This window comes from Mesorhizobium neociceri (genome assembly GCF_013520985.1).
Taxonomy (GTDB): domain Bacteria; phylum Pseudomonadota; class Alphaproteobacteria; order Rhizobiales; family Rhizobiaceae; genus Mesorhizobium; species Mesorhizobium neociceri.
Map to the genome: position 1 here is coordinate 229,514 of NZ_JACDTY010000008.1, position 14,168 is coordinate 243,681.

Annotated in this window: 17 protein-coding genes; 14 read left to right on the top strand and 3 right to left on the bottom strand. The window is 61.9% G+C overall.

From position 1 onward, the window contains the following. The first annotated feature begins 836 nt into the window (after positions 1–836). The 7 genes from H0241_RS18365 (at position 837) to H0241_RS18395 (ending at position 5,664) form a co-directional block, all read left to right on the top strand. Positions 837–1,451 carry a hypothetical protein gene (locus H0241_RS18365; protein ID WP_181059059.1) on the top strand — a complete coding sequence of 205 codons (615 nt, stop codon included), beginning with the start codon at positions 837–839 and terminating at the stop codon, positions 1,449–1,451. Between the two features lie 7 nt (positions 1,452–1,458). After that, positions 1,459–2,307 (top strand): 23S rRNA (adenine(2030)-N(6))-methyltransferase RlmJ, encoded by an 849-nt coding sequence (locus tag H0241_RS18370; RefSeq protein WP_181059060.1) that lies wholly within the window; start codon positions 1,459–1,461, stop codon positions 2,305–2,307. 196 nt (positions 2,308–2,503) lie between these two features. Next, a complete protein-coding gene (locus H0241_RS18375) occupies positions 2,504–2,980 on the top strand; it encodes a MarR family winged helix-turn-helix transcriptional regulator (protein ID WP_181059061.1) in 477 nt (158 codons plus the stop codon). A gap of 70 nt (positions 2,981–3,050) precedes the next feature. Next, positions 3,051–3,473 (top strand): VOC family protein, encoded by a 423-nt coding sequence (locus H0241_RS18380; protein WP_181059062.1) that lies wholly within the window; start codon positions 3,051–3,053, stop codon positions 3,471–3,473. Between the two features lie 202 nt (positions 3,474–3,675). Beyond that, positions 3,676–4,122: a hypothetical protein gene (locus tag H0241_RS18385; protein ID WP_181059063.1), complete on the top strand. Its 447-nt coding sequence runs from the start codon at positions 3,676–3,678 to the stop codon at positions 4,120–4,122. A 133-nt stretch (positions 4,123–4,255) separates the two neighbouring features. Then, complete coding sequence (locus H0241_RS18390; protein WP_181059064.1) at positions 4,256–4,831, top strand: TetR/AcrR family transcriptional regulator; 576 nt, start codon at positions 4,256–4,258, stop codon at positions 4,829–4,831. Continuing rightward, entirely contained in the window at positions 4,828–5,664 is an 837-nt protein-coding gene (locus H0241_RS18395) for an EamA family transporter (RefSeq protein ID WP_181059065.1), read from the top strand. Before H0241_RS18390 ends, H0241_RS18395 begins: the two co-directional genes overlap by 4 nt. A gap of 31 nt (positions 5,665–5,695) precedes the next feature. Here H0241_RS18395 and H0241_RS18400 read toward each other — a convergent pair whose 3' ends face one another. Beyond that, positions 5,696–6,289, bottom strand: a complete 594-nt coding sequence (locus H0241_RS18400) for a TetR/AcrR family transcriptional regulator (protein ID WP_181059146.1) — start codon at positions 6,287–6,289, stop codon at positions 5,696–5,698. A gap of 95 nt (positions 6,290–6,384) precedes the next feature. Here H0241_RS18400 and H0241_RS18405 point away from each other — a divergent pair, with 95 nt between their 5' ends. Beyond that, positions 6,385–6,912, top strand: a complete 528-nt coding sequence (locus tag H0241_RS18405; protein WP_181059066.1) for a DinB family protein — start codon at positions 6,385–6,387, stop codon at positions 6,910–6,912. Between the two features lie 188 nt (positions 6,913–7,100). On the opposite strand, the gene H0241_RS18410 is transcribed toward H0241_RS18405, so the two are convergent. Next, on the bottom strand, positions 7,101–7,352 hold the full coding sequence (locus H0241_RS18410; protein WP_181059067.1) for a hypothetical protein: 252 nt from the start codon (positions 7,350–7,352) through the stop codon (positions 7,101–7,103). 140 nt (positions 7,353–7,492) lie between these two features. On the opposite strand from H0241_RS18410, the gene H0241_RS18415 reads away from it, so the two are divergent. From H0241_RS18415 to H0241_RS18430, 4 genes are all read left to right on the top strand, one after another. Further along, on the top strand, positions 7,493–7,879 hold the full coding sequence (locus H0241_RS18415; RefSeq protein WP_181059068.1) for a hypothetical protein: 387 nt from the start codon (positions 7,493–7,495) through the stop codon (positions 7,877–7,879). 351 nt (positions 7,880–8,230) lie between these two features. Beyond that, complete coding sequence (locus H0241_RS18420; protein ID WP_181059069.1) at positions 8,231–8,827, top strand: glutathione S-transferase family protein; 597 nt, start codon at positions 8,231–8,233, stop codon at positions 8,825–8,827. A gap of 255 nt (positions 8,828–9,082) precedes the next feature. Then, positions 9,083–9,466, top strand: coding sequence for a TfoX/Sxy family protein (locus H0241_RS18425; protein ID WP_181059070.1), 384 nt, complete (start codon positions 9,083–9,085; stop codon positions 9,464–9,466). A gap of 76 nt (positions 9,467–9,542) precedes the next feature. After that, positions 9,543–9,968, top strand: coding sequence for a GFA family protein (locus tag H0241_RS18430; protein WP_181059071.1), 426 nt, complete (start codon positions 9,543–9,545; stop codon positions 9,966–9,968). A gap of 203 nt (positions 9,969–10,171) precedes the next feature. Here the strand turns inward: H0241_RS18430 and H0241_RS18435 are convergent, their stop codons facing one another. Then, the gene (locus H0241_RS18435) at positions 10,172–10,822 is read right to left on the bottom strand and encodes an outer membrane protein (RefSeq protein ID WP_181059072.1); all 651 of its coding nucleotides are present in this window, start codon (positions 10,820–10,822) and stop codon (positions 10,172–10,174) included. A gap of 413 nt (positions 10,823–11,235) precedes the next feature. Between H0241_RS18435 and H0241_RS18440 the strand changes: the two genes are divergently transcribed. Next, positions 11,236–12,000 carry an SDR family oxidoreductase gene (locus H0241_RS18440; protein ID WP_181059073.1) on the top strand — a complete coding sequence of 255 codons (765 nt, stop codon included), beginning with the start codon at positions 11,236–11,238 and terminating at the stop codon, positions 11,998–12,000. Further along, positions 11,997–14,060, top strand: a complete 2,064-nt coding sequence (uvrC, locus tag H0241_RS18445; protein ID WP_181059074.1) for an excinuclease ABC subunit UvrC — start codon at positions 11,997–11,999, stop codon at positions 14,058–14,060. The genes H0241_RS18440 and uvrC overlap by 4 nt, the downstream gene beginning before the upstream one ends. The last annotated feature ends 108 nt before the right edge of the window (positions 14,061–14,168 follow it).

Below are 14,168 nucleotides of genomic sequence, written 5' to 3' on the forward strand. Positions count from 1 at the left end.
AACCGGGACATAGCGTTGCCGGGCGACGTTTCAGAGAACGTCACAAACCTTCCGCTTCGGCGGAATCGTCACTCCTGCTGTCTGTTGATTGCTTTCTGAGTTCGCTGGGCGACGCTATACGGCTATTGGCTGCCGTTCAGCATTCGAAACGCCCCGAAATCGCTGTTACGCGTTTGGTGCCACCATCGCCCATTACTCGCCCAAATTGCACATCCCAACGTACCAAAAATATACCTGTGGACAACATAGTCAACTAAATTAGCGAATCGTTAACCGTGATCGTTCGGGAGTGGTTAATCATGAGGTCGGCAGCGTCTGCGGCAGCATTCCGAGGACCGAGCCGAAATTGGAAATATACCAACAAAAAACATAAATATTTACGGGAATTTTCGCTGACGTAGGGCAACGATGTGGCAGGATAATTTCAGAAAAGGAACCGGAAACGCCAGTTAAAACCAATACTTTTACTGTGCGTTTTTAGCTGTATTTGATGTTGTTTTCATTTATAGAATATCGAAAATATAGGAACGTCACGGCTCTTAGATAAATTCTTAGAAAATGATGCGGTCGGAATGGTCGTTGCGTCTATTCATTTATTTAGACTTCCCTAATTTAGCGATGGCTTTTGAGCGTATAGGTAGAAATCCGGCAGCACTGCGACGCAGACATGACGCCGATGCGGTTGGACGGCGGGCAGCTCGCTTTGGGCCAAATCCGCACAACCATTCATTTGGCTATGTCTTTGTCTTGGACAGACGAGGCTCGCCGCGCAGGCCATCGCCTTTTGAGACTTGGAGCGCTATTGGCAAGCTGGTCGAATACTCGGGTGATCCTCAATGCGCTTTCTATTCTTCCTGATCCTGCTCGCCGGTATCGCCGTCGGTATCGTCTATCCCTGGGCGATGACGAATTTCTCCGGCCATGAGATCGGCAGCTACAGGGTCTACGAGCAGGGCCGCTTCAAGCCGGTGACGGTGACGCTCTCGGCAGGCGATGCGCCGGTCAGGGTGTTGGTCGACCTGACCGCCAGGGCCGAACGCATTGTCTCGCAGCAGCGCACTGTCCTGACACTGACCGCTGCCGCCGGTAGCCGCACGGTGCTCGCCTCGACGCTGCAGTTCGACCACTCAGACAATCCGCGCCAGGTCAGCCCGCAACTGCCCGACAAGATCTTTCGCGACGAGGCCGGCGTGATCGCGACCGTCAGCCCCGGCTCCTATCTCTTCACCGTCGGCCCGGGCGATGCCGATGATATCCCGATGCGGGCGGTGGACCTGGTGCTGCGCTCCGGCGCCGGCGAGATCGACAACCGCGCCCGGCCGGTCGGTTATGGGCTGATGGCCGTCGGCCTGATCGGCTTCCTGCTCTCCCTGCGTTTCGGCGGCAGCCGGCCGGAGAACCCGAACTCGAAGCCGCCACCGCCGCGCTGGGGCAGGGGCTCCTCGACATGAGGGCGGCATGAACTACCGTCACGCCTATCACGCCGGAAATTTCGCCGACGTCGTCAAGCATGTCGTGCTCAGCCTTCTGCTCGACTATCTGAAGCAGAAGGACAAGGCGTTCCGTGTCATCGACACCCATGCCGGCATTGGCCGCTACGATCTGTCGTCGACGGAAGCGCAAAAGACCGGCGAATGGCAAGGCGGCATCGGCCGCCTGATCGACGCTTCGTTGGACAAATCGGCGGCTGTGCTGCTTGCCCCCTATCTCGAAGCCGTGCGTTCGCTCAATCCCGATGGCGGCGTGAAGAAATATCCCGGCTCGCCACTCGTTGCCCGCCATCTCATGCGCAAGCAGGATCGGCTGTCGGCGATCGAACTGCATGGCGATGACGCCGCCAGGCTGAAGACGCTGTTTGCCGGCGATTTTCAGACAAGGGTGATCGAACTCGACGGTTGGCTGGCCCTCGGCGCGCACCTGCCGCCGAAGGAAAAGCGTGGACTGGTTCTTATCGATCCGCCCTTCGAGCAAGCCGGCGAATTCGACCGCCTCGTCGACGGGATGCAGAGAGCGCACAAGCGCTGGCCGGGCGGCATCTATGCGCTGTGGTATCCGATCAAGGACCGCAAGGCGATCATCGCCTTCCGCAAGGCGCTCAAGCAATCGGGCGTTCCCAAGTTGCTCGACATCGAGTTCGAGATCCGGCCTGCGTCGCGCGAACCCAGCCTCGATGGCAGCGGCATGGTGGTGGTCAACCCGCCCTTCACGCTGGAGCGCGACCTGCGCATCGTGCTGCCCGCTCTGCACAGATTGCTGGCGGTCGAAAAACCGGCGCACTGGTCGCTGGAATGGCTGGCCGGGGAGTAGCGACGCTTCGCAGCGGGCGACGCCCGGCAACGATGCAAAGTCGCTAACGATTATGACAGTCGGCGCCATCGGCGAATGCTCAGCTGTGTTCAACGAAACCGAAAGCCACGGAGATCCACATCATCACCGGGCTGGCGTTGACGCTCATTCTAAAATCGGATAGGCAGAAAATCTGATTATTAGATTTACGAACTAAATGACAAGATCGACAAGGAAGGAACTGGTCAACGCGATAGGCTTCGCGATTTCGCGTTGGCAGGATGCCGTTGAAACGTTTGATGGAACCGTCGCCGAAATCTATGTGCTGAGCGCTGCCGAGCGCCGCTGTCTCGGCGCGATCAGCCATGGCCCGCAGCCGGCAAACCTCATAGCGCGGCAGACAAATCTCACGCCGGCGGCGGTCACGTCGCTGATCGACCGGCTGGAAAAACGCGGCTTCGTCAGCCGTCAGCCGGATCCCGATGACAGGCGCAAGGTCATGGTCGCGGCGGGCAAGAAAACCGAGGAGCTCGTGCGGCGCTGCTACCATCCGATCTTCGAGGCGGGTGCCGCATTGCTGGAGAAATACACGGTGGCCGAGATGCAGTTTTTACTCGGCTTCGTCGAAGAGGTCGAACTGATGCAGAAGGCGCAGACCGAAAGGCTGCGCGGCAAGGCATCTCAGGTGCGTTGAGAGAAGGCATCGGAGATGGCCCGGCGGAAAGCCGGTTCCGGTTTCAAGTGTGTATTGTCAAGGAGACCCTATGCCCCGCATGATCTTCGTCAACCTGCCCGTCGCCGACCTAGCTGCGTCGATGGCCTTCTACAAAGCCCTCGGCTTCGACAACAATCCGCACTTCACCGACGACACCGCGGCCTGCATGGTGCTGAGCGATACGATCAACGTCATGCTGCTGACCCACGCCAAATGGCGTCAGTTCACCGACCGCCCCATCCCGCCCGCAACCTCGAGCGAGGCTATGCTCGCCGTGTCCTGCGACAGCCGCGCTGCGGTCGATGCGATGAACGAGGCGGCGGCGAAGAATGGCGGCACCGCCGACATCAACGCCCAGCAGGACTATGGCTTCATGTACAATCGCAGCCTTGCCGATCCTGACGGTCACATCTGGGAAGCGATGTGGATGGATCCGGCCGCGATACCTCAAGGCGACGCCAAGCAGGGCTGAACCAGGTTCCGGCAGCCCGCCGGCCATGGCAGCTGCCTCCCCAAAACAGAGGAAGGCGAGCTTTTCAAAGCTCAGGACAGTGGTTTCTCGGCTTCGCATCGGCAAAACCGGTTGCGAAGCGGGAAACCATCGTCGGCGCGACCGCTTGACCGCGCGCCGCCGAATCCGCAGAGTGCGCGCAGTCGACCTTTGAGAGGCTGCCATGACTCGCTTTGCCAAATCCGCTCTTGCTGCCCTGATTTCGCTTTGCACGCCGCTGGCCGCACCCCTTGGCCAGCCAGCGCAGGCCGCCGATCTTTCCGTCTATTCCGACGCCGACAGCGGCGTCTGCGGTGAGGCCTGGGTGCTGAACAAGATCTCCAGCCGCTTCTCCTATCAGGTGCATCACGTGCCGCATCTGCCTGACGTCTCGATCACCGATTTCCAGCGCATTCACCAGCACCGCTATCTGCCGGCGAGCGAAGAATGGCCGATCGGCCGTCGCTATTGCGGCGCCACCGTCAGCCTCTCCGATGGCCGTGCCCGCACCATCTGGTACCTGATCGAGGAAGGCCAGGGTTTTGCCTCGATCGGCGACAATGTCGAGTTCTGCGTTTCGGGCTTCGACCGCTGGATGGTCTACAACGGCCGCTGCCGCGTCCTGCGCTGAACGCAGATCCTTCTTCTATCTTTTCGCGCCTGCGGTGACATCGGCCGCAGGCGTTTTCATTTGGCGTGTTGACAGGCAGCGCTGATTGACTGCATAGGTATGAGACAGACCTGTCTCATAACCGGTAAAAACCATGACGCCATTGCCCAAAAAAGACAAACGCCACCACGTCGTCGAAACCGCCTACGCCCTGTTCAAGCGCGCCGGCTTCCATGCCACCGGCATCGACCGGATCATTGCCGAGGCCGATGTGGCCAAGATGACGATGTATCGCCACTTTCCGAGCAAGGACGAACTGATCGTCGAGGTACTCGACTATCGCGCCCGGCGCTTCGAGCGCCAGCTCGACCAACTTGCGCGAGAGGTCACCCCGCCTGAGCGCAAGATCGCAAGAATCTTCGACTGGCACGAGCGCTGGTTCAGCAGCCCTGATTTCCACGGCTGCCTGTTCGCGCATGCGTTGGCCGAGTTCGGCGATCCCAGCCACCCGGTGTTTCAGGCCGTCGCCAGGCAGAAGAACGGCCTCAAGCGGCGCATGCAGGCGATCCTCGAGGAGATGATGCCTCCGAGGCAGGCTGAGGGTGCCGCGGCGGCGCTGCTGATGCTGATCGAGGGCGCGACACTGATGGCGCAGATGGGGCAGCCCGCCATCGACAGCGCCCGCAAGGCGGCTGGTGCCATCATCGCCAGCGCGCGTACAGCGCAATGAGCACGACGGTCATTGCGCTCGCCTTGTTCGCGGCTGTCCTGCACGCCGGCTGGAACGCCTTCCTGCGGACTGGTGCCGACAGGTTGTGGACGGTCACCGTCATGAGCTTTTCGAGCACGCTCATCGCCATCCCGATGGCGCTTTTCCACGCGCTTCCGGAGGCCGGCGCCTGGCCGTATGTCGCGCTCTCGGCCTGCCTGCAGGTCGGCTACAGCGTGTTCCTGGTCTCCGCCTACCGCTACGGCGAACTGGGGCAGGTCTATCCGATCGTGCGCGGCAGCGTGCCGCTGCTGGTCACGCTTGGCGGCTTCCTGCTGGCCGGCCAGCAGCTCACAATGCCCGAGATCGTCGGCGTCGCGCTGGTCGCCTGCGGTATCATGGGCCTGTCGCTCGGCAGGGGCAGGGCGTCGTCGACCTCGATCCTGTACGCGCTGGCGACCGGCGCGATCATCGCGGCCTATGCGACGGTCGACGCCATCGGCGTGCGCGTGGCGGGCGGCAGCGTTACCTATACCGCCTGGGTGCTGCTGATCTACGGCGCCTTTCTGCCGGCAACCTTCATCGTCTTGCGCGGCAGGCTTGTGGTCGACCCGCGCGCTCCGGAAACCCGCAAGGCCCTTGCCGGCGGACTGTTTGCGCTTCTGGCCTACGCCGTCGTGGTCGCCGCTTTCGCGCTCGGCCCCGCCGGCCCCATCACCGCCATCCGCGAAACCAGCGTTGTCTTTGCCGCCTTCATCGGCCGGTTCTTCCTCGGCGAGCAACTGACGCCGCGGCGTGTCGGCGCCTGCGCCGTCGTCGCGCTTGGCGCCATCTGCCTCGGCTATCAGCCGTGAGCGGCGAGGGATCTCGATCACGCTATCCTATTTACACGCTGCGGCCCGCACCTGAGAGGTAGGCGCAGATCAGCTCGACGAGTTGCTTCTGCAACTCCGGCGCCTCAAGCATGTCTCGCCGCGCGGCATTGTGGATGACGCCCTCGACCGCTGAGGACAGCACCCGGGCCACGGTCTCATTGTCCTTCCTGCGTCTGCGATATTGCGCCACCGCCGCCGTGTAGTGGTCGAGATAGCGCGACTGGAACGAGGCATGGGCGGCGCGCGATCCGCGATCGCCCGGCGCTTCGTCGAGCAGCACCTGATGTAGGGTCGGATGGATGCTGTGCGCTTCGATCATACCGCGCACCAGCTCCTGCGCGAATCGCTTGAGCGGCTTGTCGCCTTCGGCTGATTCGGCGATCACCGACAGCACCTGATCGAAATGTCGTCGCCGGATTGCCTCGACCAATGACAGCTTGTCGGGAAAATATTGATAAAGCGAGCCGATGCTGACGCCGGCGGCATCGGCCACCTTGTTGGTGGTGAAGCCGGCCCAGCCGAGCGCGCTCAGAACATGAGCACCGGCTTCGATGATCGCCTCGACGGTTGCTCTCGAACGCGCCTGGCGCGGCTGCTTGCGCATGCGCGAGCGCGGCTTTGCAATGCGAGTAGACATGTCTGCTCCATCAGCCAAGAATATAGACAACATACTCACATTTTTCGCAAAGGATACAGACCATGAGCGCGCTGGATCTGCTTCGCAGTCTCTTCGTCTATCAAGCCTGGGCCAATGGCGAATTGCTGCAAAAGCTCGCGAAGCTCGACCCGCGGATGCATGTGGATCAGCGTCACACTGCGATCCGTTTGCTCAACCACAACCTCATCGTGTCGAGGATATTCGCCGCGCATCCTTCCGGCACTCATCACGGCTACGCGTCAGACAATACCGAGGACACGCCGACGCTCGATGAGCTCAGCGCAGACGTCGCTGCGATGGACCGCTGGTATCTCGATTATCTGGACGCTGTGCCGACAAAACTTCTGTCGCAGCCTGTGCCCTTTGTCTTCACCGACGGCGACAAGGCGATGATGTCGCGCCAGGAAATGCTGACCCATGTCGTCACGCATGGCGGCTACCATCGCGGCGAGATCGGCCGCATCCTGGTGCAGATCGGCGTCACGCCGCCATGGGATACGTTTGCCGTCCACCTCCATCAGACCGATCCTGCGCGTCGGCTGCAGGTGCGTGAGCGGGTTGGAGCTTAGGGCCTACACCCCTTGGTTTCCAAGGGATCGCGGCTTCCCGGGAGGAGGATTGCCCGATCCTTCGCTTCCCATTTCCGTTGGGCATCTCTGGCGCCGAAGCTGGCGATCTCCCTTCTCGTCTGGAAGATGTCCAACACAACAGGCTGTCCCCTCAAGTGCTGTCTTTCCTAGCTTCCGTCCAACCACTTTCAATATACGAGTAAAAAGCTCGCATTTATTTTGATGCTGTTTCCGCAACCGCCGGAATGAAGCAAGATCAGCCTCTGCGGTGCAATGATTTTTGCCATCCGATAAGCCGCCGATGACCGCATGAGATCGACGGCGTTGCAAGAGAATGTGAGCTTGACGAGAAGATCGCTTGAGTCGCGATGCTCGAGATTTCTCTCGCAACAGTTCGCCGCGAAGTGGGAAGATTCTTTGCCGATTTCTGTGCCGATCATTGCGGTCGTGCTCTCAGCGTAACCGAAATTTAATCTGCGTAATTCTATGTAATGCTTCGCTGGCTAGATACGCGCGAGTCAGATATGCATTAGCTCGCCGGGTCACTAACGGCCATCGGCACAAACGCAAGGGGCATCGCATGGCAAAGACCACGACGAAGGCGCCGGCGGCGAAAGCGCCGGCAAAGAAAGCGGCACCGAAAGCTGCCGCGAAACCTGCAGTAAAGAAGGCAGCACCGAAGGCAGCGGCAAAGCCGGCAGCCAAGGCAGCGGCGAAGCCGGCAGCTAAGGCAGTGGCAAAACCCGCCGCCAAGGCAGCAGCGAAACCCGCCGCCAAGAAGCCGGCCGCCAAGGCCGCGGCGAAGCCTGCTGCTAAGGCAGCAGCCAAGCCCGCCGCCAAGAAGCCGGCAGCCAAGGCAGCGGCAAAGCCCGCCGCCAAGGCTCCGATGAAGGCCGCCGCCGCCAAGTCGACGGCAGCTGTGAAGAAGGCAGCACCGGCCAAGAAGCCAGCCGCCAAGAAGAAGTAACAGCGGACAACGTTCCATCTCAAAGCTCCCGGGAACTTTGCCGACTGGCAGATTCCCGGGAGCTTTTTTGTTGCGCCTTAGGTCTTGTTTTGATGCATGTCGTTCTCACGAAATCGACGCCACTTCTGAGCGACATGCATTGGCGACTTCATTGCCGGCGGATTGGCTGCCTGGTTTTGTCCTTCTGGCAGTTGCTCCCTCAGAGAAGATCGGCCAACACTAAAGCAGTCGCATTCGAGCGGGTTCGGGCGACGCGCTCTAGACCTTTGTTTTACGCGCGTCGTTCTCTCAAAGACCGGAACCACTTTTTTGAGCGACATACGATGGCCGTCTGCAAACAGGGAACCGATCATGCCGAAGCTGCTCTACGCGTCCTCATCCCCTTACAGCTCCAAGGTACGCATGGCGGCACTCTATGCCGGCATCGCCGTCGACCTGGTGCCGGTCAAGACCGAGGACAAGCCTGCCGAACTGATAGTGGCCAATCCACTAGGCAAGATCCCGGTGCTCGTGCTCGACGACGGCCGCTCGATCCACGACAGCCGTGCCATCACCCAGCATCTCAACCGTGCGTCGAAGAATCTGCTGTTGCCCCGCAATTCCGACAAGCGTCTCGAGGCCGAAGTGCTGGAGGCATTGGCCGACGGCATCTGCGACTGTGCGCTGTCGATGGTCTATGAGCGGCGCACGCGGCCCGAGGAGATGGTCTATCAGCCCTGGCTCGACCGCCAGTGGACGAAGATCACCGCCGCACTCGACCTCCTCAACGCCAATCCGCCGAAACTTCCGAAGAAGATCACCCTTGGCCAGCTGGCGCTGCGCGCCTGCCTTGGCTACCTCTCGCTGCGCTTCGCCGGCAAATGGGAAAAGGGCTGCGGCCGGCTGACGCGTTGGGCGGCGCGTTTCGACGAGAAGTTCCCGGAACTGAAAGGCTGCGTGCCGGGGTGAGAACTGCCGATCTCCCCCCTGGTGGGGGAGATGCCTGGCAAGGCAGAGGGGCGCTGTCCCGCCAGCCTGTCATCGAATGGCAGCCGGAGCCAACACCGAGTTTGTTCGAACAAGCTTCAACGTCGGCGATCCTTCGCGCCCCCTCTGTCTTGCCGGGAGATTGGCGCCTCACTGCCGCGCTCCACTTTCCATATTGAACCGCCGCTCGGATTCGTGCTTGCTTGGCGCCCGGTAAATCGCACACTGGCGGTGAACATGGCGAAGTCATCCACCACAACCGGCAGCGCGGCCGACCCGATGGTCGAGCGCCTGCGCACTGCCCTTGGCAACCGCGCCTTGACCGAGCAGAAGATGTTCGGCGGTACCTGCTTCCTCATCGACGGCAACATGCTGGTCGGCACATCGAAGCGCGGGCTGCTGGTCCGCGTCGGCAAGGCCGCGCACAGCGCCGCCGCTGCCCGTCCGCACGCGCGCCCGATGGAGATGGGCGGACGCACCATGGAAGGCTATGTCCATGTCGCGCCGGAAGGCACCGCGACCGACGCCGACCTTGGCCGCTGGCTCGATCTCGCGCTTGCCTTTGTCGGCACGCTTCCAGCAAAATCGAAATCTGCCAAGGTCGCAAAGAGGCGCGCCTGAGCGGGTGGCGCGGCGCATTCTAAGCTTCGCCGAGTGAGTTTTGCCGAGTTGGGGCGCACGGCGAGGGGAGGGTGCGATGGTCCTTACGGGAATTTGCATGTGCGGAGCGGTTGCCTGGACCTACTCCGGAGACTTGACGCGCAAACTGGTCTGTCACTGCGCCGATTGTCAGCGTGCCACGTCTTCTCCCCTCACGGCCTTCCTGGGGATGAAGCCAGAACAGCTGAGCTGGACCGGCGAGATCGTGCACTATGAGAGCAGCCCCGGGACGTTTCGCGGATTTTGCCCGACTTGCGGCACAAGGCTCTATTTCCGCTCCGACAGATGGCCCACCGAGGTTCATGTCCATGCCGCCACGATGAGCAACCCGGGCGAATACCGGCCGGATGCGCAGGTCTTCATGCCGTCGAAGGCGGGATGGCTCGACCGGCTGCCGTCGATCCCGGCCCATGATGGTTTCCAGCAAGAGCCGATGGTTCACCCGCCTGCCGCGACAGTTTGAGGTCTGGCGCCTGGACGGCAGCCACGTCGGGGCGCGGGCACGGCGGCCGGCTCGCAGTTTTCGGTGAGTTTGTTGCCTTCTCGTACAAAATTCTCGAAACCGGCAAGCCGGGAAAGGGCGCAACGGGTAAAATTGCCTCCCGCCGGGCACAAAAAAAGCCGGGCGCGAGGCCCGGCTTTCTTGTGTCGTGGCTTGAACGACAGTTAGAACTTCATACCAACGCCGAAAGTGACGCGGTTGTCGCTTTCCTTGACCTTGGTGCCGACGCTGTCGAAGCTCTTGGAACCGAAGTCGGTGTAGCGGTACTCGACACGGCCGAACACATTGTCGGTGATCTTGATGTCGGTGCCGACACCGGCCGTCCAGCCGAGCATGGTGCTGCTGTCGCTGTCGCCGGGGACCGAGACCTTCTGGTTCTTCAAGGCGCCACCGCCAGTACCGTAGAGCAGGATCTCCGGGGTCACAGCGTAGCCGAGACGGGCGCGCAGCGAGCCTTCGAAGCCGCCCTTGGAATTGACGCCGCCGCTGTCGCCCTTGACGCCGTTGTAGCCGAGATCGGCTTCAGCACCGTACACGAAGTTCTCCTGCTGCCACTGGTAGCCGCCGAAAACGCCGCCGACGAAGCCCTTGGTCTTGATGTCGGGGCCGCCGTCGTGGACTTTGGCATGACCGCTGAAACCGTAGCCGGCGCTGATACCGGCATAGGGGCCGGCCCAGGAAGCGACAGGGAGTTCGGCGATCGGCGCCGGTGCCGGGGGCTCTTCCGAGACGACGTCAGCGGCAAAAGCAGTACCGCTGAGGGCGAAGAGCCCGAGCGCGACCGCGATTGGCGCGAATTTGAGATTGGCTTGCATTGTTGTTTACTCCTTAAGCCACAAGACACGTAGGCTTGTTTGTCTTGAGCGCCATCAACCCGTCCGGGGGATGAAACGGATCTGGCACTCAACGGTTCCGAATGTCGTGTCAAAATGCGGCGGCAGCGAACCTGAAACTGGGTCATTCCCCGGCGCGAATGAGGCCGAAGCTTGACGTTGCATCTTCGCAACAGCGAAATGTCAGTACGTATGTGATGCTGCACTGCACTCGGCTTGGTGCAAGGAGTCCAGCGTCCTATATTGCTGACCTGCCGACCCGAATCCGGGACGGGTCCAGGCGCTGAAAAAGCCGTTTCGCCACATTCCTGCCCCAGGTGGAAACGGCATTTAACACCTGGACGCGTCACAATGTGCCGGCTAGCGGAATTGAGGCGCAGATTGAGGATTGACAGATGATCGAAGCCGCCGGAACGGCGCTGGTGACGGGCGGGGCAAGGCGGATCGGCAAGGCGATCGTCGATGATCTGGCCGCGCATGGATTTGCCGTCGCCATCCATGCCAACCGCTCGGGCGCCGAAGCCGACACACTGGCCGCTGGTATCAGGGGCGAGGGCGGCCGCGCCGCCGTGGTTGCCGCTGATCTGACCGACATGGACGCCGTTGGCGATCTTGTCGGCCGCGCCGAGGCCGCGCTCGGCCCGGTCACGCTTCTGGTCAACAACGCGTCGCTGTTCGTTGACGACAGCGTCGAGGATTTCGACTGGGCGGCCTGGGATCGCCACTTCGCCATCCATGTGAAAACGCCGGCGCTGTTGGCGCAAAACTTCGCCCGCGCTCTGCAGCAAGGGCAGGAGGGGCTGATCGTCAACATTATCGACCAGCGCGTATGGCGGCCGACGCCACGCTATTTCTCCTATGCGCTGTCGAAGTCGGCTTTGTGGACGCAGACACAGATGCTGGCGCAAGCACTCGGCCCACGCATCCGCGTCAACGCCATCGGCCCCGGCCCGACGTTGAAGAACGCGCGCCAGGACGATGATGATTTCCAAAAGCAGGTCGATGGCCTGATCCTGAAACGCGGCCCACAATTGACCGAATTCGGCGCCACCATCCGCTATCTCTGGGATGCGCGCTCGGTGACCGGCCAGATGATCGCGCTCGACGGCGGCCAGCATCTTGCATGGCAGACGCCGGATGTGACAGGCATGGTGGAATGAGTCCCGCAGACCAGAAACACAAGCGCGGCGCCGCCGACGATCTGCCGCCCGAAATCGACCTCGAGGATGAGGCGGCCGAGGAGATCGTCGAGCCGGAGGCCGCCAGTCCCGATGTCGCCTTCACCGCGATCGACTGGGCACCGCATGCCGGCGACGCCGACGGCATGGTCGGCGCCGAGGTCATCCAGACATTGGTCAAGCGCCTGCCCAACGCGCCCGGCGTCTACCGCATGATGAACGCCGCCGGCGATGTGCTTTATGTCGGCAAGGCGCGCAGCCTGAAGAAGCGCGTCACCAACTACGCGCAAGGCCGGTTCCATACCGCCCGCATCGGCCGCATGGTGCGCGAGACGTCGACGATGGAGTTCGTCGTCACCCGCACCGAGATCGAAGCGCTTCTGCTTGAAGCCAATCTTATCAAGCGCTTGCGGCCGCGCTTCAATGTGCTGATGCGGGACGACAAGTCGTTCCCCTACATCCTCTTGACCGGCGATCATGTCTCGCCCGGCATCTACAAGCATCGCGGGGCGCGCTCGCGCAAGGGCGACTATTTCGGCCCGTTCGCCTCCGCCGGCGCGGTCGGCCGCACCATCAATTCGCTGCAGCGCGCCTTCCTGCTCAGGAGCTGCACCAACTCCTTTTACGAGAACCGCACCCGGCCGTGCCTGCTCTACCAGATCAAGCGCTGCGCCGGTCCATGCACCGGCGAAATCTCGCAGGGCGACTACGCCGAGCTGGTCAGCGAGGCGAAGGATTTTCTGTCGGGCCGCAGCCAGAAGGTGAAGACCGAAATCTCCGCCGCCATGCAGGAGGCGTCGCAGGAGCTCGATTTCGAGCGCGCCGCCATCTATCGCGACCGACTGGCGGCGCTCTCGCATGTGCAGAGCCATCAGGGCATCAACCCGGCGACGGTCGACGAGGCCGATGTCTTCGCCATCCATCAGGAGGGCGGCCAGGTCTGCATCCAGGTGTTCTTCTTCCGCACCGGCCAGAACTGGGGCAATCGCGCCTATTTCCCCAAGGCTGATCCGGCACTGGAGGGGTCGGAGGTACTGGGCTCGTTCCTGGCGCAGTTCTATGACGACAAGCCGACGCCACGGAACATTCTTTTGTCGCGAGGCGTCCAGGATCAGGAACTGCTGGCCGAGGCGCTGTCCACCCGCGCCGGCCGCAAAGTGTCGATCTCGGTGCCGCAGCGCGGCGAAAAGAAGGATCTGACTGACAACGCGCTGCAGAACGCGCGCGAAGCGCTCGGCCGACGGCTGGCTGAAACCTCGACGCAAGGGCGTCTGCTCGCCGGCTTTGCCGAGACGTTCGGCTTGGCGAAGCCGCCCGTGCGCATCGAGGTCTACGACAATTCGCACATTATGGGCACCAACGCCGTCGGCGCCATGGTCGTCGCCGGGCCGGAAGGCTTCGTGAAGAACCAGTACCGGAAATTCAACATCCGCTCGACCGAGATCACGCCCGGCGACGATTTCGGCATGATGCGCGAGGTGATGGAGCGGCGCTTTTCAAGGCTGCTCAAGGAACATGGCGATGTCGCCGTTGCCGACGACGCGGCGGTGGGCGACGACATCGAAGAAGACATTTCCGGCAGCTTTCCGGCCTGGCCCGATGTCATCCTGATCGATGGCGGCCAGGGTCAGATGAGTGCGGTGCGAAAGATCCTCGCCGATCTCGGCATCGAGGACCGCGTCGTGGCGATCGGCATCGCCAAAGGGCAGGACCGCGACGCCGGCCGCGAGCGTTTCTTCGTCAGGGGCAGGGACTCGTTTTCGTTGCCCGTCCGCGATCCCGTGCTGTATTTCGTCCAGCGGCTGCGCGACGAGGTCCATCGCTTCGCCATCGGTTCGCACCGCGCGCGGCGCAAGAAGGAGCTAGTCAAGAGTCCGCTCGACGAGATCGCCGGCATCGGTCCCGGCCGCAAGCGGGCGCTGCTGCTGGCCTTCGGCACCGCCAAGGCGGTCAGCCGCGCGGCAGTCGAGGATCTGGTCAAGGTCGACGGCATTTCCGAGCAGGTGGCGAAATTGGTCTACAACCATTTCCACGAGAGCTGACGCATGTCGCCCAAAAGTGTGGAGCGGTTTTGGGACAACGACATGCGTCACCTCTAAGAGAGACCAGGCTATTTTCGTCTGGCCAATCGAATCTCGGCTGTTGACCCC